16 protein-coding genes and 4 tRNA genes are annotated in these 18,443 nt (G+C 59.5%); 12 read left to right on the top strand and 8 right to left on the bottom strand.

Translation table 11 applies throughout. From position 1 onward, the window contains the following. The first annotated feature begins 159 nt into the window (after positions 1 to 159). From DWU98_RS13595 to dnaQ, 3 genes are read left to right on the top strand one after another with little or no spacing between them, the layout of a single operon-like run. Positions 160 to 798: a methyltransferase domain-containing protein gene (locus DWU98_RS13595; protein WP_230474849.1), complete on the top strand. Its 639-nt coding sequence runs from the start codon at positions 160 to 162 to the stop codon at positions 796 to 798. A gap of 44 nt (positions 799 to 842) precedes the next feature. Next, positions 843 to 1,286: a ribonuclease HI gene (rnhA, locus tag DWU98_RS13590; RefSeq protein WP_115496110.1), complete on the top strand. Its 444-nt coding sequence runs from the start codon at positions 843 to 845 to the stop codon at positions 1,284 to 1,286. Next, positions 1,283 to 1,999, top strand: a complete 717-nt coding sequence (gene dnaQ / locus DWU98_RS13585; RefSeq protein ID WP_115496109.1) for a DNA polymerase III subunit epsilon — start codon at positions 1,283 to 1,285, stop codon at positions 1,997 to 1,999. Before rnhA ends, dnaQ begins: the two co-directional genes overlap by 4 nt. Before the next feature lie 6 nt (positions 2,000 to 2,005). Here the strand turns inward: dnaQ and DWU98_RS13580 are convergent, their stop codons facing one another. After that, a complete protein-coding gene (locus tag DWU98_RS13580; protein WP_115496108.1) occupies positions 2,006 to 2,707 on the bottom strand; it encodes a PP2C family protein-serine/threonine phosphatase in 702 nt (233 codons plus the stop codon). A 430-nt stretch (positions 2,708 to 3,137) separates the two neighbouring features. Here DWU98_RS13580 and DWU98_RS13575 point away from each other — a divergent pair, with 430 nt between their 5' ends. Further along, the gene (locus tag DWU98_RS13575; protein ID WP_115496107.1) at positions 3,138 to 3,530 is read left to right on the top strand and encodes a hypothetical protein; all 393 of its coding nucleotides are present in this window, start codon (positions 3,138 to 3,140) and stop codon (positions 3,528 to 3,530) included. A 389-nt stretch (positions 3,531 to 3,919) separates the two neighbouring features. Next, positions 3,920 to 5,542 carry a phage tail sheath family protein gene (locus DWU98_RS13570; RefSeq protein ID WP_230474848.1) on the top strand — a complete coding sequence of 541 codons (1,623 nt, stop codon included), beginning with the start codon at positions 3,920 to 3,922 and terminating at the stop codon, positions 5,540 to 5,542. 262 nt (positions 5,543 to 5,804) lie between these two features. Here DWU98_RS13570 and DWU98_RS13565 read toward each other — a convergent pair. The 3 genes from DWU98_RS13565 to ppsA all read right to left on the bottom strand — a co-directional run bounded on the left by DWU98_RS13565 (position 5,805) and on the right by ppsA (position 9,154). Further along, a tRNA-Ser gene (locus tag DWU98_RS13565) sits at positions 5,805 to 5,894 on the bottom strand. 71 nt (positions 5,895 to 5,965) lie between these two features. Next, positions 5,966 to 6,676 (bottom strand): signal peptidase I, encoded by a 711-nt coding sequence (lepB, locus tag DWU98_RS13560; protein WP_115496106.1) that lies wholly within the window; start codon positions 6,674 to 6,676, stop codon positions 5,966 to 5,968. 105 nt (positions 6,677 to 6,781) lie between these two features. Continuing rightward, positions 6,782 to 9,154 (bottom strand): phosphoenolpyruvate synthase, encoded by a 2,373-nt coding sequence (gene ppsA, locus DWU98_RS13555; protein ID WP_115496105.1) that lies wholly within the window; start codon positions 9,152 to 9,154, stop codon positions 6,782 to 6,784. A gap of 227 nt (positions 9,155 to 9,381) precedes the next feature. On the opposite strand from ppsA, the gene ppsR reads away from it, so the two are divergent. Beyond that, entirely contained in the window at positions 9,382 to 10,197 is an 816-nt protein-coding gene (gene ppsR / locus DWU98_RS13550; protein WP_115496104.1) for a posphoenolpyruvate synthetase regulatory kinase/phosphorylase PpsR, read from the top strand. A 59-nt stretch (positions 10,198 to 10,256) separates the two neighbouring features. Beyond that, positions 10,257 to 10,721 carry a DUF1249 domain-containing protein gene (locus DWU98_RS13545; RefSeq protein WP_115496103.1) on the top strand — a complete coding sequence of 155 codons (465 nt, stop codon included), beginning with the start codon at positions 10,257 to 10,259 and terminating at the stop codon, positions 10,719 to 10,721. Between the two features lie 63 nt (positions 10,722 to 10,784). Here DWU98_RS13545 and DWU98_RS13540 read toward each other — a convergent pair. The 3 genes from DWU98_RS13540 to DWU98_RS13530 all read right to left on the bottom strand — a co-directional run bounded on the left by DWU98_RS13540 (position 10,785) and on the right by DWU98_RS13530 (position 11,088). Beyond that, positions 10,785 to 10,861 (bottom strand) — tRNA-Asp (locus tag DWU98_RS13540). A gap of 67 nt (positions 10,862 to 10,928) precedes the next feature. Continuing rightward, positions 10,929 to 11,004 (bottom strand) — tRNA-Glu (locus DWU98_RS13535). Between the two features lie 8 nt (positions 11,005 to 11,012). Then, positions 11,013 to 11,088, bottom strand: a tRNA-Ala gene (locus DWU98_RS13530). Positions 11,089 to 11,245: 157 nt separating this feature from the next. Between DWU98_RS13530 and DWU98_RS13525 the strand changes: the two genes are divergently transcribed. From DWU98_RS13525 to DWU98_RS13505, 5 genes are all read left to right on the top strand, one after another. Beyond that, positions 11,246 to 13,012 carry a cation:proton antiporter gene (locus DWU98_RS13525; protein ID WP_115496242.1) on the top strand — a complete coding sequence of 589 codons (1,767 nt, stop codon included), beginning with the start codon at positions 11,246 to 11,248 and terminating at the stop codon, positions 13,010 to 13,012. A gap of 168 nt (positions 13,013 to 13,180) precedes the next feature. Further along, complete coding sequence (locus DWU98_RS13520) at positions 13,181 to 13,978, top strand: FKBP-type peptidyl-prolyl cis-trans isomerase (RefSeq protein WP_115496102.1); 798 nt, start codon at positions 13,181 to 13,183, stop codon at positions 13,976 to 13,978. Between the two features lie 154 nt (positions 13,979 to 14,132). Next, complete coding sequence (locus DWU98_RS13515) at positions 14,133 to 15,476, top strand: UDP-glucose dehydrogenase family protein (RefSeq protein WP_115496101.1); 1,344 nt, start codon at positions 14,133 to 14,135, stop codon at positions 15,474 to 15,476. Between the two features lie 2 nt (positions 15,477 to 15,478). After that, on the top strand, positions 15,479 to 15,691 hold the full coding sequence (locus tag DWU98_RS13510) for a SlyX family protein (RefSeq protein ID WP_115496100.1): 213 nt from the start codon (positions 15,479 to 15,481) through the stop codon (positions 15,689 to 15,691). Between the two features lie 34 nt (positions 15,692 to 15,725). Beyond that, positions 15,726 to 16,280, top strand: coding sequence for a DUF2058 domain-containing protein (locus DWU98_RS13505; protein WP_115496099.1), 555 nt, complete (start codon positions 15,726 to 15,728; stop codon positions 16,278 to 16,280). A 58-nt stretch (positions 16,281 to 16,338) separates the two neighbouring features. Here DWU98_RS13505 and DWU98_RS13500 read toward each other — a convergent pair whose 3' ends face one another. Further along, a complete protein-coding gene (locus DWU98_RS13500) occupies positions 16,339 to 18,390 on the bottom strand; it encodes a 3-hydroxyacyl-CoA dehydrogenase NAD-binding domain-containing protein (protein WP_115496098.1) in 2,052 nt (683 codons plus the stop codon). Between the last annotated feature and the right edge of the window lie 53 nt (positions 18,391 to 18,443).

Raw genomic sequence — 18,443 nt, 5'->3', positions numbered from 1 at the left:
CCTGCAGGACGTTAGATAAGTGTTAATCGAAATATCGTTCGATCCGCGTTGTGCCACGGTTCGTCTTTGTAAAGCCAGCCGTTAAACTCTGACCACATGCTTCATACAGGCCTTCAGCAGATGCCCCAGCGCGCCCATGACATCTACGCAAGTGCGCCCATGCGTCATCTCCTGGCCGATGAAACCATGGCCTATATGCCGGACGTACGACGCTGTGCGGGCACGCGGGCCTTGCTGCTTTCCGCTGCGCCTCACGATGCCCCCCCCAATCCGCCCTACTTGGGGCAGTGGGTGACCCTGCATCTGTCTCAGGGGCGGTTTCAAGGCGATGTACGTGCGAATGCCCAGGAGCCGCTGCCGTTCCTGGATCAAAGTTTTGACTTGATCTTGCTGCGCCATGCACTGGAACTGGCGCCGCTATCGTTAGACGAGATCGTTCGCGTGCTGGCGCCAGGCGGCATGCTGGTATTGACAGGGGTGAGCCCGTTAAGCGGATGGACACCTTGGTGGCTGTGGCGAACGCGCGGAAGCGCTGCGCATGCACGGTCGCCGATTCAGCTCGCGGCACGTTTGCGCCGCGCCGAAGTGCAAGTGGAACGCGTGCAGCGGGTGGGGCAGGTCCTGCCGCTTTCCTCGATGGCTGCAGGTAGCGCGCATGGCTGGCTGGGTGGTGGCTATGTGCTGGTCGCGCGAAAGAAAGGCCCTGCCAGCATGCCGACGCGATTGCGACCCAAGCCCGTGACTACGCCGGTGCGAGCCGGCCTCGCGCCCGGTGCGCGGCGCAGCTCGGTGAGCTGAAATCAATCACTACAACCATCATCAAGCAACATGGAGCACGACGAGTGTCGGAAGTGGAAGCGTTTACCGATGGCGCGTGCCTCGGCAATCCTGGCCCGGGAGGGTGGGCGGCTTTGTTGAGAGCCAAAGGTACGGAACGCCTGTTGAGCGGAGGCGAAGCGCAGACCACCAACAATCGCATGGAGCTGCTCGCCGCGATCGAAGCACTCGAAGCATTGAAACGTTCTTGCAGTGTTACCGTGACCACTGATTCGCGCTATGTGATGCAAGGCATCGAAGAATGGGTGCCTCGTTGGATCAAAAACGGGTGGCGCACGGCTGACAAGAAGCCGGTGAAGAACCAAGATCTCTGGGAACGCCTGGCAGCGGCAACATCGCAGCATCAGGTGCGCTGGAAATGGGTGCGTGGCCACACCGGGCATGAGGAAAACGAACGCGTGGACCAGGCTGCACGACAGCAAGCAGAACAATTTCGGGCATCGACATGAGACAAATCGTTCTCGATACGGAAACCACCGGCCTCGAAGTGCGTCAGGGGCATCGCCTTATTGAAATCGCGTGCGTCGAGTTGGTCGAGCGCCGGCTTACCGGGCGTCACTACCAGACGTACCTAAACCCCGAACGCGCGATTGATGAAGGTGCGCGCGAAGTGACGGGTATCGCCGACGAGTTCTTGTTCGACAAACCGCGCTTCCCTGAGATCGTCGACGAATTTCTTGCTTTCGTCGACGGCGCCGAGCTGATCATTCACAACGCCGCGTTCGACGTGGGCTTCATTGATGCCGAACTCGCTCGCGTGGGTGCGCACTATGGCTGTCTTCGCGATCGCTGCAATGTGCTCGATACGCTCGCCATGGCGCGCGAACGCTATCCGGGCCAGCGCAACAGCCTGGACGCGCTATGCAAACGTTTGGGCGTCGACAACTCAGCGCGTGATCTCCATGGCGGCCTGATCGACGCACAGTTACTGGCGGACGTCTATCTCGCCATGACCTCAGGCCAGGTCGTGCTGGACCTGGGCTTAGATAGCGGCGCCGAAACAGGTGCACGCGCGGTCATTGCACCTGTTGTGCTGGCACGTCGTCCGCGCGTGCTGCGTGCTGACGAAGCGGAAATCGGCGCGCATCTGCAGCGTCTGGATGCGCTCGATAAGAGTGCAGGCGGTCAATCGGTATGGCGCAAACAGGAGCTGGAAGCGTGATGGCGCTTAATGGATGCGCGCCAGTATCGCCGTGATGTTATCGCTGCCGCCGCCATCGAGCGCGGCGAGCAGCAAGTGATCAAGACACTCCTGTGTGGCCAGATCGTGGCGGCGGATGATCTGTGCGATAGCGCTGTCGTTCACTTCTTCCGTCAGTCCATCGCTGCACAGCAGGAAGCTCATGCTCGGCTCAAGTCGGCCTTTTGCCAGGCTGATATGCAATTGATCGAGCGCGGTGATACCTAACGCCTGCGTAAGAATATTGCGTTGGGGATGGCGTTTGGCTTGCGCTTCATCGATCACCCCGGACTCGACCAACTGCCGCACCAGCGAATGGTCGTGGCTGATCTGGCGCAGGTCGTTCTTCAAGAGATAAATGCGGCTGTCACCCACCCACGCCACTTCATAATCCTGCTCTGAAATACGTATGGCTGCGATGGTCGTGCCCATCGGCAGTGCATCGTCGAAGCGTTGCGCGTGTTCCAACAGGCGCGCGGCGGCATCATGGATCGCCTCGGCCAGTGTTTTTCCGCTGCGGACGGACGCCACGATCGTATCGCGCGCCAGCGCCGATGCCACTTCGCCATGCTGATGTCCACCCATGCCATCGGCCACGAGAAACAGGCCAAGTGTGGCGTCGGCATAATAGGTGTCTTCGTTGCGCGTTCGGCGCAAGCCAACGTGGGTTCCGTGTCCGAATTCGATCATGGGCAGCCGCCGGGTGGATGGGCGCAGCATGCCGGATATGGGCACGTGACGCAAAAGTTTTGTGTCAACATTCGTGCCTGAAGATCAGCCGCGGCGTGCAGGAGGGAAGCGACCAAAAGATAGTTTATTCAGCTATTTATGGGGAATGGCGCGCAACCGAACGCAGGCATGCAGTAACTGGACATTGCTCGATACGCGAGCTTCTGGAACGTTGCCAGATCCAGCAAGATAAGTTCGCTGCATAGTCTTTTTCCTTTGCAGCCTGGTTGGTGCTCCAACGGTTAATTGCAGTCATCCAGGCCTACGGTACGCATCGACCGGAGTATGCTTCTGGCCTCTATGTGGGGAAGCATGCTTTTCGGTACGACTCCGGTCGGCCACGAATGTTCACGGATAGACACTGCCGGCGTCGCCGGCACGGAGGACGGTCATGGCGAGTGCGCCGCAGTACGAGATTGCCTTTCAGTTCCGGTTCCAGCAAGACGTCAGCAACCAGGTCGTGCAAATCGACATCGCCGACCAGAACCGTTTCATCATCTCCGATCAGCAGAAGGCGCAGCTTTCTGCTTTGGCTGACAACCCTATGCCGCCATTGAACAACATGAGCGTTTCGTCCATGTCGTTTTATCTCAACATTGCCAGTGGCAAGGTTGATGAGGGCGTGGAAACCTTCCTATGGACCACCTTTATCAACAGTGGCCCTGTAGAGGTGAGCCTGACGATGAGCAGTTTGGTAGCGGCTTCTTACGTTGTGCTGGGTGTATCCAGCAGTGGCGTGTTGATGCCAGGGCTCAATTACATTGGGCTCGTTAGCGGTGCGTGACCCGTCGACATAACCTTGGTCAATACACGCCCGCTGGATGGTTGATGCCTATGAAAGCCTCTTTTCATCGTGTGCTGGCTCCGGGGGGCGGCAGTACGTCTGTCCGCGGTATGTCGCGCTATCAGGTGGCCGGTTGCGTGGCATTTGCGGCAGAGCAACCGCCAGCGTCGACTATTCTCGGCTGGCGGACGGACGCGACATGCCCAACCGTGCAGCGAAGATGGCGCAATTACACGCTGGTGCTGCGGGGACGACTCGCTGATCCAACCGAGGTCATGCTAGGCGTCGATCTGCCCGATGACACTGTGGGCAGCAGGCGATTTCCGTAAAGCCAGGGCGCACGCTGCGCGTTGATATTCCAGCCAGCGCCTATAACGAGGAACAGGATCGTGGCCAATTATCAGCATCCGGGCATCTATATCCGGGAAATTCCTAACGCTCGTAGCATTCAAGGCGCCTCGACATCGGTGGCGGCCTTTATCGGCACCGCGGAAAGCGGACCGTACAAAACACCTGCGCTGGTCACGAGCTGGAATGCTTATACGCGCCAATTCGGCAACCTGACCTGGTATGGCTTCATGTCTTGGGCGGTGTACGAGTTTTTCCAGGAAGGCGGCACCCATTGCTACATCGTGCGCACCACCGACTCCGGTCAGGGCGCAGTCGCCACCGCGTCCATCGGCAACATTACGCTCAAAGCCGCCAGCGTAGGGATATGGGGCAACAGTTTGCAGGTGTGTATCACCCACGGCAGCCCCGGCAAAGCGACGGGCGGCGGCAGCTCGGATCAGACACCCATCTTCAATCTACTGGTGGTCGTGGCCGATTCGGTCATCAATCCGACCCAGGCGCCGACAGACCAAGCCACGTTGCTGCTGATTGCCTACGTGAAGCAGAACGCCCTTTCGAAAACGTCCATCAACAACAGCAGTTATTACGTGCTGGAGGCATACAACGGCTTTACCGTGCCCGATGCTTCATTCCAGACGCGTATCAATACGCACTCGATGTTCATCCGCGTACCGACAACCGACACCATGCGTCCGGTCAACACACCCACGCCGCTTCCCTTCAACAATGGCCGGAATCCAACCTGGGATTTCCAAGGTGCGCTCGATACGCTCGCGACGGTGCAGGAATTGAGCCTGCTGGCGATGCCCGACACTGTGGGCGTCACCGACGATAGCGGTGCCGCCGATACCATCACACAGAGTCAGCTCGCGAACCAGGGGTTGAGCACATGTCAGGATCTAGAAAGCCTGTTCTACGTGATCGATCCGCCTTTCGGGCTGAATATGTCAGGCGTGTTGTCTTTCAAGAACGGTACGCCGGCACCGAATTCGTCGCAATCGGGTCGGGCGATCAACTCCAGTTACGGCGCGCTGTATTACCCGTGGGCATGGATCTTCAATCCGCTCAGCAACAGTAACGTACCCATTCCACCCTCCGGCCCGGTGCTCGGGCGCTATGCCAGCACGGATACCAGCATGGGTGTATGGAAATCGCCCGCCGGCGTCACCGACGGTGCCATGCGAACGGTTACGGCCCTGTTCGCACAGCTTACTGACAGCGATCAGGAGACGCTCAATCCAAACGGCATCAACGCGCTACGCAATCTGATCAATTACGGCAACGTGATTTACGGCGCACGCACAGTGTCCCAACACAGGCAATGGACTTACCTCAGTGTGCGGCGGCTTTTTATCTTCGTGGAGCAGAGCCTCAAAAACGGCCTGCAATGGGTGGCGTTCGAACCCAACGACCAAACGCTATGGGCCGCAGTAACGCGTGATATCGATGCCTTTCTCACTGTCTTATGGGGTCAGGGGGCGCTATTGGGAGCCGCCGCGCAGGAGGCGTTTTTCATCACCTGCGATGCGTCGAACAACCCGCCGCAAACGCGCGCGCTGGGCCAGCTTTACATCGATATCGGCCTGGCGCCCGTCTATCCGGCCGAGTTCGTGATTATCCGCATTACCCAAAAGACCGCGGTTCCGGATTCGGGTAGCTGAAGCCGGAGCTGATATATGGCCTCCAACCAACTCACCGATCAGCCGTCATGCGCAAATAGGTTGCTGCATAGAGAAAAGTAAAGAGCGCGCCCCAAGAAGGCGCGCTCTTTGTATGTATGCCGCGAAGGCAAAGTAATTGTTCTGTTCAACGAAGCACAATTTGCTGGAACCATAAACAACAACGGCTGGCATACCTGATGGCATACCAGCCGTTGTTGTTTATATTAAAGTCACTAAAAATCAATGACTTAGATTACTTCATTGGCGGAGAGGGTGGGATTCGAACCCACGGTACGCTTACACGTACGCCTGATTTCGAGTCAGGTACATTCGACCACTCTGCCACCTCTCCGAAGGGGTGCGCGGGTCGCGCGAGCCGAGCATGATACGTGCTGGACGCTCCTGTGACAACTCGAAGCAGGGTTAATCCTTCTGGATAGTGGGTGGGGCGGCCTGAGGATTGTCGAGTCTGGCCGCAAACCGTTGCATACGGGGCAGGTAGTCGTGGTCCGGGTTCAGCGACAGCGCCACGTAGCGCGAACGTCCGACGATCTCGCTGCGCGGGAAGAACCCGAGATAGCGCGAGTCGTAACTGTCGTCCCGGTTATCGCCGAGCAGCAGGTACTGGCCGGCGGGGATGGTGACCGGGCCGAAGTTGCGCGCATCGCTGGGCCGATAAAGCGAGAGTCGGATCAGGTGACGCATGGGGCCCCATTGTTCGACCTCGTAACGGGCCGGGTCGCGCAGGTCCTGGGCAATGCCGGTGACGGTAGCTGGCGCATAGGTCGCGGCGCGGCCGTCGATGAAGAGCACGTTGTCGCGCATGGCCACTTCGTCGCCCGGGAGGCCGATCACCCGCTTCACCAGCCGCTCGTGGGCGGCATGGGAGTCCAGCACCACAATGTCCCCGCGCTTGGGGTCGGCCAGATGCACAAGCGATCGATCGGTGAATGGCAGGTGGATGTCGTAGGCGGTCTTGTTCACCACGATGCGGTCGCCAATCTGGATGGTAGGTTGCATGGACCCGGTAGGCACCACGTTCCAGTCAGCAAGCGCACTGCGAAACACCAACATACCCAGCAGGAAGGCAAAGGTGCCTTTGTTCTGCGAAAGAAAGGCCAGCAGGCGGCGCATACCATCTCCTTGATTGGGTGGATCCGTTCCTGGACAACTCCGAACGCCGGCGAGTTTCCTGCCCGACAAAAAAAGGGGCGATGTCGCCATCGCCCCGTCGTCGGATCAACCTGCTTTTTTCTTCGCAAGCCGTAGCCAGGTATCGACTACCGTATCCGGATTGAGCGACACCGACTCAATGCCTTGATCCATCAGCCATTCGGCCAGATCCGGATGATCGGACGGCCCTTGACCGCAGATACCCACGTACTTGCCGCGTGCGCGTGCGGTTTTGATCGCCATCGACAGCAGTTTTTTCACCGCGGGGTCGCGCTCGTCGAACAAATGCGCGACCACGCTGGAATCGCGGTCCAGACCAAGCGTGAGTTGAGTGAGGTCGTTCGAACCAATCGAGAAACCGTCGAAGATGTCGAGGAACTCGTCGGCAAGCAGCGCGTTCGACGGCAGCTCGCACATCATGATCACCTTCAGATCGTGCTCGCCTTGCGTGAGACCATTCTTGGTCAGCACGTCGATGACTTTGCGACCTTCATCGAGCGTGCGCACGAACGGAATCATCACCCACACATTGGTGAGCCCCATCACTTCGCGCACATACTTGACTGCTTTGCATTCCAGGCCGAACGATTCGGCGAAACCCGCGTCGACATAACGGCTCGCGCCGCGATAGCCGATCATCGGGTTTTCCTCATGCGGCTCGTAGCGCTGACCGCCGAGCAGATTGGCGTACTCGTTGGATTTGAAATCCGACAGGCGCACGATCACCGGCTTCGGATAGACCGACGCGGCGATGGTAGCAATGCCTTCGCCGAGGCGGTCGACGTAGAAGCTCACCGGATCTTTATAGCCGGCGATGCGCACATTGATCCTCGCCTTCGTTTCCGCATCCTGCCGCCCATACTCAAGCAAAGCCTTCGGGTGCACGCCGATGTGGCTGGCGATGATCATTTCCAGGCGGGCAAGGCCGATGCCGGCATTGGGCAACATGGCGAAATCGAAAGCGCGCTCCGGGTTGGCCACGTTCATCATGATCTTGAGCGGGGCTTCGGGCATGGCGCCGAGGTCGGCGGTCACGCGATCGAACTTGAGCTTGCCGTCATAGATCACGCCGGTATCGCCTTCGGCGCAGGAGACGGTGACTTCGTGCCCGTCCGGAATGGCCTCCAGCGCATTGCCGGTGCCAACCACCGCAGGCACGCCGAGCTCGCGCGCGATGATCGCCGCGTGGCAGGTGCGTCCACCGCGATTGGTGACGATGGCCGAGGCGCGTTTCATCACCGGTTCCCAGTCGGGGTCGGTCATGTCGGCGACCAGCACGTCGCCAGGCTGTACTTTGTTCATGTCCGAAAGCGAGCGGATCACGCGCGCCTTGCCAGTGCCGATCTTCTGGCCGATGGCGCGCCCTTCGGCGAGCACTTTGCCTTTTTCGTTGAGATGGAAACGCTCCAACTGCATGGCGTGTGCACGCGACTTCACCGTTTCCGGGCGCGCCTGCACGATGTACAGCTTGCCGGTGTTGCCGTCCTTCGCCCATTCGATATCCATCGGTCGCTTGTAGTGCTGCTCGATCACCAGCGCCTGTTTGGCCAGCTCCTGCACGTCCTCATCGGTGATGCAGAAACGATGGCGATCGGCCACCGGCGTTTCTTCGATGCGGACACGTTCACCGGCTTTGTCCGAGTACACCATGCGCTGCTGCTTCGCTCCGAGGCTTCTGCGCAGCACGGCAGGTTTGCCGGCCTTCAAGGTGGGCTTGAATACGTAGAACTCATCCGGATTGACGGCGCCTTGCACCACCATTTCGCCCAGACCGTAGCTACCAGTGACGAACACCACATCGCGAAAACCCGATTCGGTGTCGAGCGTAAACAACACGCCGGATGCGCCCACATCCGAACGCACCATCAATTGCACGCCGGCAGAGAGGAACACGTCTTCGTGCTTGAAACCCTGATGGACGCGATAGGCGATCGCGCGATCGTTGTACAGCGATGCGAAGACTTCCTTCACCTTGTGCAGCACATCATCGATGCCGACCACGTTGAGGAAGGTTTCCTGCTGGCCGGCGAAGGAGGCGTCGGGTAGATCTTCCGCGGTGGCGGAGGAGCGTACGGCCACGGCGATGGTGTCGGCGCCTGCGTCCTTGCAGAGCTTGGCATAGGCATCGCGGATCGCTTTTTCCAGATCGGCGGGCAGCGCGGTGTCGACAATCCAGCCGCGGATTTCCTTGCCGCCGGCGACCAGTGCATCCACATCGTCCACATCCAGCGTGGCAAGCCTTTCGGCAATGCGTTTGGAAAGGCCACTTTTTTCCAAATACTGTTGGAAAGCGTCGGCGGTAGTTGCAAAGCCGCCGGGCACGGAGACCCCAAGCTGGGCCAGGTTGCCGATCATCTCGCCGAGCGACGCATTCTTGCCGCCGACTTTGCCAAGGTCGGTCATGCGCAGTTGGTCGAGCCAAAGCACCAGGTCGTTCAAAGGAGTCTCCTTGAGAGCTCTAAGGGGGAAGGCGGTCGTGGAGTGACCCCAAAAGCGGCCACATAAGAATTGGTATTGTCCGCTGCCGGTGGTGCGGGGCACAAGAAGACCATTGCCTTCGCGCTGCGCGCCAACTGCATACCAGTCAGTTGAAAGTCAAGCAAAGACAGGACTTCGTGCTTGGGTTATGGTGCAGGGCAAGGTTCCGAAGAGGCTTTGAAAAACGTATGCAGCGTTCGGTCTTTTTCATCTCCGATTCCACTGGTATTACGGCCGAGACAATCGGAAACAGCATTCTTGCGCAGTTCGAGGGGGTGCAGTTCGAAAAGCACCGCTTGCCCTTCATCGACGATGCGCACAAGGCCGAGAATGCCGCGCTGCGCATCAAGACGCGGTATGCGCAGAGTGGGCATCGGCCGATCGTGGTCAACACCATGGCCGATCCGGCGCTGTGCGAGATCGTAGCCACCAGCGGCGCGTTGATGCTGGACGTGTTCGCGCCTTTCATCGGTCCCCTTGAGGACGAGCTGGGCACGCGCCATTCCGGTGCGGTAAATCGCTCGCATGGCCTGGTGGATTTCGCCAAATACGAGGCGCGCATCAACGCCACCAACTATGCCCTGAGTCATGACGACGGCATGGCGGTGGACTACGCCCAGGCGGATCTGATCCTGGTGGGCGTATCTCGCTCGGGTAAAACCCCGACCTGTTTGTATATGGCCTTGCATTACGGCGTCTGCGCCGCCAATTACCCTCTGACCGAGGAGGATCTGGACAAGCTAGAGCTCCCGGCTCGCCTGCGTACCAACAAGCACCGCCTGTTCGGTCTGACCATCGAAGCCCAGCGCCTGGCGCAGATTCGAGAGGAACGGCGCCCGGGCAGCCGCTACGCATCGCTCAAGCAATGCCGGTGGGAGTTGGAGCAGGCTGAGCGACTGATGCGTCAGGCCGGTATCCCTTTCCTCAATACCACGCACGTTTCGATCGAGGAGATTGCGAGCAAAATCCTTGATCAATTCGGCATCGAAAAAACCATGTATTGAAAGGGTGGCCAAACCCTTCCATGTAGAGTGAAGCCAGCCGAGGAGATTGTCGCAACCTTATGAGTGCCGTACTCGACCGCCGCACCGCCTTGCTGCCAGGACGTTTTGAGTTCCTGATGGGGCTTTATGCCGAAAATTATCACCGGCTGACGCGCCTGTTCGCACCGCAAGGATTGCAAGTGGGCGATTACGTGTCCGATATCGACGATGGCCTTCCGGTGCACCTGGTGCTGCAGGAGCGCCACCCCTACACGCTTGAGCTCGAATTGACCTATGGATTCGTCGATGCGCAGACCGGGCGGCGTGCGCCATCGGCGCAACTGCGCATGTACAACGACGCGCACGTGGCTGAAGCCTTGCATTGCCATCCTGGGCGCCATTTGTGGCAGGTTCTGGGGCCGTTTTCGCCTGCTCATACGGTATTCCAGCATCGTTTGCAGATGAACAGCTTTCTCACCCGCTGGCTGGAATATCTGGCCGAGCAGGGGCACTCGGCTGGCACGCTGGAACACGTGCCGAAGTAACGCTGGTGCCTGCATTCAGGCAACAAAAAAGCCCGCCGGGAGCGAGCTTCTTGGTCAAACAAATGGCGGAGCGGACGGGACTCGAACCCGCGACCTCCGGCGTGACAGGCCAGCATTCTAACCGACTGAACTACCGCTCCACGTTGTACATTCCAGCACCACGCCAACACTCAAGTCCATTTCCACTCCTGCCGTGACCGGTTGGAGTGGCGTCCCCACGGGGATTCGAACCCCGGTCGCCACCGTGAAAGGGTGATGTCCTAGGCCTCTAGACGATGGGGACGTATGTGTTGGTGGAGCCAGCCGGGATCGAACCGGCGACCTCTTGCATGCCATGCAAGCGCTCTCCCAGCTGAGCTATGGCCCCGCCGCTGGAAGCCAGAAAGAATAGGGTGGGTCCGGATTTCCGTCAAGCTTTTTTTCAAAAAAATTCACGGCCTGCGAATGCTGCCTTGTCCGTTTCGAAGCGTCGCGTGTTTGTTGCTTCGGTTTAAGCTGTGATCGAAAAGAATGTAGAGAGCAGCATGCACGACATCGGCCTTATTCGCGACCTGGCGCTAGTGATGCTTGTGGCCGGCGCCACGACCATACTCTTCCAGCGACTGCGGTTGCCTGTGCTCCCGGGCTACATCTTGGCGGGTATGGTGATTGGTCCGCACACGCCTGGCGTGCTGGTGGACGATCCCCGTGCAATTGCCGATATCTCCAACCTTGGCGTGGTGCTCTTGATGTTCACGCTGGGGCTCGAATTCAGTGTGCGCAAGTTGCGCCAAGTGGGCGGCGCATTGTTGTTGATCACCGTGATCGAAGTGGGATTCATGCTGTGGGTCGGCTATCAGCTGGGCCTCGTGTTCGGGTGGGGAAGCCGAAATGCATTGTTCCTGGGCGCCATCATGGCGTTGTCTTCGACCATGGTGGCCACGCGGGCGTTGACGGAAAGCGGCCTGCGTCATTGGCCGTTCGCACGGCTGGTTGTGGGCATGCTGGTGGCCGAAGACATGCTCACCATTGTGCTTCTTACGTTGCTTACCGCCATTGCGATCAGCGGGACGGTGGAGACGGGCGTGGCAATCAGTGTCGTGGGGCATCTTGGACTGTTCGTCGTCGCTGGCATGATCGTAGGGCTACTGCTGTTGCCGAGGCTGGTGGACTACGTCGCACAGTTTGATCGCAACGAAACCTTGCTCGTGAGTGTGCTCGCCATCTGTTTTGGCACCAGTTTGCTCGCCGCCTGGTTGGGTTTCAGCGTGGCGCTAGGTGCTTTTTTGGCCGGTGCGGTGGTCGCCGAGGCCCACAGTGCACCGCGCGTGGTGCACCTGGTAGAACCGTTGCGCGATATGTTCGCGGCGCTCTTTTTCGTGGCGATCGGTTTGAAGATCGATCCCAGTCAACTCATTCACTACGCGCTGCCTGCTTTGTGGATCGCGTTGACGGTGATGATTGGCAAGAGCGTGATCTGCAGTGCTGGCGTGTTCTTCATCGGGCACGATCTACGTACTTCTTTGCGCACTGGCTTGTGCATGGCGCAGATCGGTGAGTTTTCGTTCGTGATTGCCGCACTCGGCCTCACGCTCGGGGCGGTGAGCACATTCATCTATCCCATCGCGGTGGCGGCTGCGCTGATATGCATGGTGATCTCGCCATATCTGCTTCGCAGTGCGGATGTACTGGCGCAAACGGGGCAGCGTGTTATACCCAGGCCGCTGCGCTTGTTGATCAGCAGCTATAGCGGTTGGCTGGAGAATTTGCGGCCCGTGGATGAAAACGCCGTACTGGCACGGATGTTCCGTCGATTGCTTTGGCACATCGCCATCAATATTGCGCTCGTGGTTACGCTGTTCGTGATCGGTGCGTATATCAACGCACATCATGCGGCGTGGTTCGAGCACTGGGGGATGGGTCGCAACATGCGTCACTCCGTGATCTGGGCATGTGCGCTGTTTTTATCGCTGCCCTTGTTGATTGCGGTGTACCGCAAGGCGGAAGCCTTGGGAATGCTGCTTGCGGAACTGGGGATACGCGAGCGTTTTGCGGGTTCTTACACGCAAGCGATCCGGCAGGTTCTTGCGAAATTGATTCCACTGGCCACGTTGCTGGTATTGGCGTTGCTGGTCGGCGTACTCGGTTCGGCGATTTTGCCGCCGCGTGGTGTCGTTTTATCGCTTGTCGCGGTGTGCGTGATACTCGCCGTGATCCTCTGGCGCGGCCTTGTTAAGGTCCATGCAAGGTTGCAGGCGGCGCTGCGGGACACCTTGGAAAAGCCTGCATCTCCACCTAATGAATCAGGCTGAATGAGGTGCTGCGCACGGTTGCATCCTTGAACTTTTCCCGACCTCGTCGGTCAATGCCGGATCGTCGTTGCCAAGACCGGACTGGACACAGCACAATGCGTGACCAGCCTCCATTTGGGGGGAGGTCCGGTGCGGCACGCCGGCATATCCATGACTAGGGAGTTCCTAATGAAGCATTTTCTGCGACCCACGCTAACGGCGGTCGCGCTGGCCGTTGTGCTGGGCACGACCGCTGGCGTGCAGGCCCAGACATCCAAGTCCACCGCTACGGCTGCCCCCGTAGACAAGGCCAAGGCCAGCTACATTCTTGGTTATCAGATGGCCGGACAATTGCCGCCGGCTATGCGTGAATCGGTAGATCCCGCTGTGGTAGGCAAGGCTGTGCAGGACGCTCTGTCCGGCGTCAAGCCGAACATGAACGATGCCGATGCAGAGGCTACCTGGAAGGCTTTCATCGCTAGCGTGCAGGCCAAGGCTAAGGCTCAGTACGAAGCCGCTTCCACCAAGAACAAGAGCGAAAGCGATGCCTTCCTGGCCAAGAACAAGAGCCAGCCTGGCGTGAAGACCACGGCTTCGGGCCTGGAGTATCAGGTGATTTCGCAGGGCACCGGCGCACGCCCGGGTCCGGATGACACCGTACAAATCAACTACACCGGCACCTTCGTGAGCGGTGAGAAGTTCGACGCCTCGGCCGATCATCCCGGCGGTGGCCCGACCTCGATCCCGCTGTCAGGCGTGATCCCGGGGTTTCGCGAGGGCTTGCAGCTGATGCAAGTGGGTGGTCATTACAAGCTCTTCATCCCGGCCAAGCTGGCTTACGGTGAGCAGCCGCAAAATGGCTTCCCGCCGAACCAGGCGCTGATCTTTGACGTGACGCTGGTCAAGACCGGTCCCACGCCGGCGGGTGCTGGTGGTGGCGAGCGCGGCGCTCCTGGCGGCGGCGAGGGTGAGGGCGGCGGCCGGTAATCTCGGCACTGCACGCAGTTCTCACGAACGGGGCGCGATAAACGCGCCCCGTTCGTTTTGCATTGGTTCAAGCAGACGCCTGTGTCGTTGACATAGGCGTTTCTTTTGGGGCTGTTAGAATCCTCGCCCCCCAACAAGGCGTTGATCCCATACGATGAAAGTCACCATATTTGGTACCGGCTATGTGGGTCTGGTCACCGGAGCCTGCCTGGCTGAGATGGGTAACCATGTCGTTTGTGTAGATATCGATGAAAGCAAAGTGGCCCGCCTGCGTCGTGGTGAGATACCCATCTTCGAGCCGGGCCTTGAGCCGATCGTTCGACGCAATCACGCCAATGGGCAACTCGAATTCACCACCGATGCCGCCGTTGCCGTCGCGCATGCGCAAATCATCTTCATTGCTGTGGGTACGCCGCCGGACGAAGACGGCAGCGCCGACCTGCAATACGTGCTGAGCGTGGCGAGGTCGATCGGGCAGCATTTGGATCGTTATGCGGTTATCGTCAATAAATCCACCGTGCCTGTCGGCACTGCCGATCGTGTGCATAAGGCGGTTTGCGACGAATTGAAAGCGCGCGGTGTCGAAATCGATGTCGATGTCGCGTCCAATCCCGAATTCCTGAAAGAGGGTGACGCGGTCGAAGATTGTCTGCGTCCCGATCGCATCGTCATCGGTACTTCAAGTGCGCGGGCGATCGGTTTGCTGCGCAAGCTCTATGCGCCGTTCAATCGCAGTCACGATCGTACCGTGGTCATGGACGTGCGGTCCGCCGAACTGACCAAATACGCGGCGAACGCCATGCTGGCGACAAAGATCAGCTTCATGAACGAGATCGCCAACATCGCCGAACGCGTCGGTGCGGATGTGGAGCTCGTGCGCCAGGGGATTGGTTCGGATCCGCGCATTGGCTACCACTTCATCTATCCGGGCGCCGGATACGGTGGCTCATGTTTTCCCAAGGATGTTCAGGCACTGGAGCGCACCGCCCGCACAGTGGGCTACAACGCGCGTTTGCTCGAGGCGGTTGAAGCGGTCAATCACAGCCAGAAAACCAGGCTTTACGATTTTATCCTGGATCATTTCGATGGAGCCCTGCGCGGCCGCACCATCGCCTTGTGGGGATTGGCGTTCAAGCCCAATACGGATGATATGCGCGAGGCGTCCAGCCGCCGATTGATGGAAGCGCTGTGGGAAGCCGGTGCGAGGGTGCGGGCCTTTGATCCGGAGGCCCGCGAGGAGGCACAGCGGCTTTACGGCGAACGCAGCGATCTGGTGCTGTGCGATAACGCCTACCAGACGCTGGATGGCGCCGATGCCTTGGCGATCGTTACGGAGTGGAAGGCCTTTCGTAGCCCGGATTTCGCCCGTATCCGCAACATGCTCAAGGATCCTGCCATTTTCGACGGCCGCAACATGTACGAACCGGCGGTGGTGGAAGAGGCCGGCCTGGCCTATTACGGTATCGGGCGCGGACGCAGCGTGGCGCAGCCGGCGTAATCATGACTACGACCGAACAACGCCTCACGGAGCTGGAAGTCCGGCTCGCTTTTGTCGATGATGCGGTCCAGGCGCTGGTGGCAGCGGATGCGGATCAGTCGCTGCGCATCGCGACGCTGGAACGCCTCGTGCGTGATTTGCGCAGCGAATTGGCAACGGTGCGCATTGGCCAGGCACCCGATCCGCACAGCGAACCACCCCCGCCGCACTACTGAAAAAAACGCGACACAGGCAATACCGGATTAGACCATGGTCGATTCATTACGAGATCAGCTCCTCAAGAGCGGCATCGTCAAACAACTCAAGGAAGAGAAGCGTCAACTTCCTCCCTCAAAGCCGATTGCTCGTTCTTTCAAGGGCAAGCCGCCGCACAAGCCGAAGCCCGCGCCTAGCGATGCGGAGATGGACTTGGCCAAGGCTTACGCCATTCGCGCGCAGATCGAAGCGGTAGAGCGCAAGCGTGCCGAGCAGGAAGCGGCAGAACAGGCGCGCCTCAAACGCGAGCGTAAAGAGAAAGTGCAGAAGCTGCTCGAAGGCCAGGTGCTCAACAAAGCGGATGCCGAGCAAATCCGTCACTTCGAATACGGCGGCAAAATCCGTCGCGTGTATGTGGATGCCCTGCAACTGGCCGATCTCAACATCGGCAAACTGGGCGTCGTGCAGACTGGCGGCCGCTATCTGCTGGTGAACCAAGCGGTAGCCCACCAGGTGCGAGATATCGATCCGCACTCGGTGGCGCTGTTGGTAGATCCGGCCAATGCGGGCGTCGACGAAGACGGCATACCGAACGACTTGATGTGGTGATCACGCGAGGTGGGCACAGCCACCTCGCATCATTGCGAAGCCGCTTGCGTAGCATTAGTCAGGGCATTTTCAGAGCGGGATGATCCCAGCCGTTTTTTGGCAGGAAGCGTTCACCGTAGCGCTTGGCCAGCGTTTCGAGCTTCAGGCGGATTTTTTCCGCACCCTCGCTGCGCACGAACTGGATCGGACCGCCGCGAAACGGCGCAAACCCCGTACCGAAGATCACGCCGGCATCAAGCAGATCGGCATCATCCACCACTCCGTCGCCGAGACATGCGACGGCTTCGTTGACCATTGCCAGGACCATGCGGTCCTGCAGATCGGGCGGTGGCGTGTAATCCGGATCGACCTGAGGCTTTTGCGGCTTGCCTTCCTGCCAGACGTAAAGGCCTTGGCCGTCTTTCTTGCCGCGTTTGCCGGCCTCGAGCTTGTCCTCAAGCCCGGGCGGAAGCTCCAAACCAAGGAACGGCGCCAGTTCTTTGCCTACCGACGCGCACACGTCCAGGCCGACGGTGTCGGCCAGTTCGATCGGCCCCATCGGCATGCCAAACGCTTTGGCTTCTTTGTCCAATACCGGCCCGGGCACGCCCTCGTTGTAAAGACGCAGGGCCTCCAGCAAGTAAGGCATGAGGATGCGATTGACGAGAAAGCCCGGCGTACCTTTAACCGCTACCGGCAATTTGCCGATGGCCTTGCAGAACGCCATTGCGCGCTTTTCTATCGTCGGATCAAGCCGGTCGTGACGCACCACTTCCACCAATGGCATCTGTGCGACGGGATTGAAGAAATGCAGTCCTAGAAAACGCTGGGGCGTTTTCAATCCTTTGCGCAATTCATCCAGCGGAATGGAGGATGTGTTGGTGGCAAGCAAGCCCCCGGCGCTTAATTGCGGCTCGATGGTGGCGTATAGCGATTCCTTCGCTTCGGGATTTTCGAAAATAGCTTCGATGGCAAGATCTGCCTGCACGACGCCGGTGCCATCCACGTCCGCGCGCAGACGTTTGCGCGCTTGGGCGATTTTTTCCGGTGTTTTGAGTTTCTTTTCGTACAGTGCGCTCGCGCGATCCAGTGCGGGCTGGATGTACTTCATTTCGCGATCCTGCAGCGTCACATCAAAGCCTTTGAACGCGGCCCACGCGGCGATGTCACCACCCATGACACCTGCGCCGACGACATGTACGCGTCGAATGCCGGCATCGACACCGCTGCCTTGGCTTTTGAGTCGTTCCTGCAGAAAGAAAATGCGGATGAGATTGCGCGCGGTCGGCGTTTCGGCGAGCTTGGCGACCGAGCGCGCTTCGAGTTTCAGGCGCTGCTGAATGTTGCTGCCGCCGCGCTTCCATACATTGATCAGAGCGAACGGTGCGGGGTAGTGCTCTTTGCGCACCTTCGCCGCCGTCTGCTTGACCACCATGGGCGCGAGTATCTGGCGCGCAAGCCACGTATTGGTGATCCAGGCTGTCGCGCGTTGCGTAAAAGGACGCGCGTGAGGATGGCGAAGCAGCGCACGCGCTTCGGCCATGAGCTCCTCCGGGGGGGCCAGTCGGTCGACCATCCCTATGCTCTTGGCGCGGCGGGCAGACAGCGCCTTACCGGTCAGCATGACCGGTAGCGCTTCCGCTGCACCGATCAGGCGCGGCAAGCGGGCCGATCCACCCCAGCCAGGATGAATGCCCAGCATCACCTCCGGCAGTCCGATGCGGGTTTCGTCGTCATCGGCGGCAATGCGCTGGCGGCATGCCAGGATCAGCTCCGTACCGCCACCCATGCAGGCACCGTGCACAATCGCCACCGTGGGGCAGGGTAGGCGCGCCAGCGCTTCGAATACCCGCTGGCCGTTCTGGATGTTCTCCAGCACGGTCCCCTGGTCGGCGTACGCCACGAATTCCTTGATGTCCGCGCCGACGGCAAACCCGCTGGACTTGCCCGAGTGGATCATGACGCCCGCCGGCTTTTCGATGGCCAGTCGCTCCACGATCTGTCCAAGTTCATCAAGCACGTCCCGGGAAATGGCGTTTACGCTGCTGTGAGCCCGATCCAGGGTGAGCGTGACAATGCCGCTGTCATCCAGGCTCGTTTTCCAATGATTGAAGCGCAATCCTTCGAACATAGGGCATGGGGAGATAGCCGGAAGACCCCCACCATACCGTCCCGCAGCCGTGA

This window comes from Dyella monticola (genome assembly GCF_003363155.1).
Classification (GTDB): domain Bacteria; phylum Pseudomonadota; class Gammaproteobacteria; order Xanthomonadales; family Rhodanobacteraceae; genus Dyella_B; species Dyella_B monticola.
This window is presented reverse-complemented; position numbering and strand designations above follow the sequence as displayed.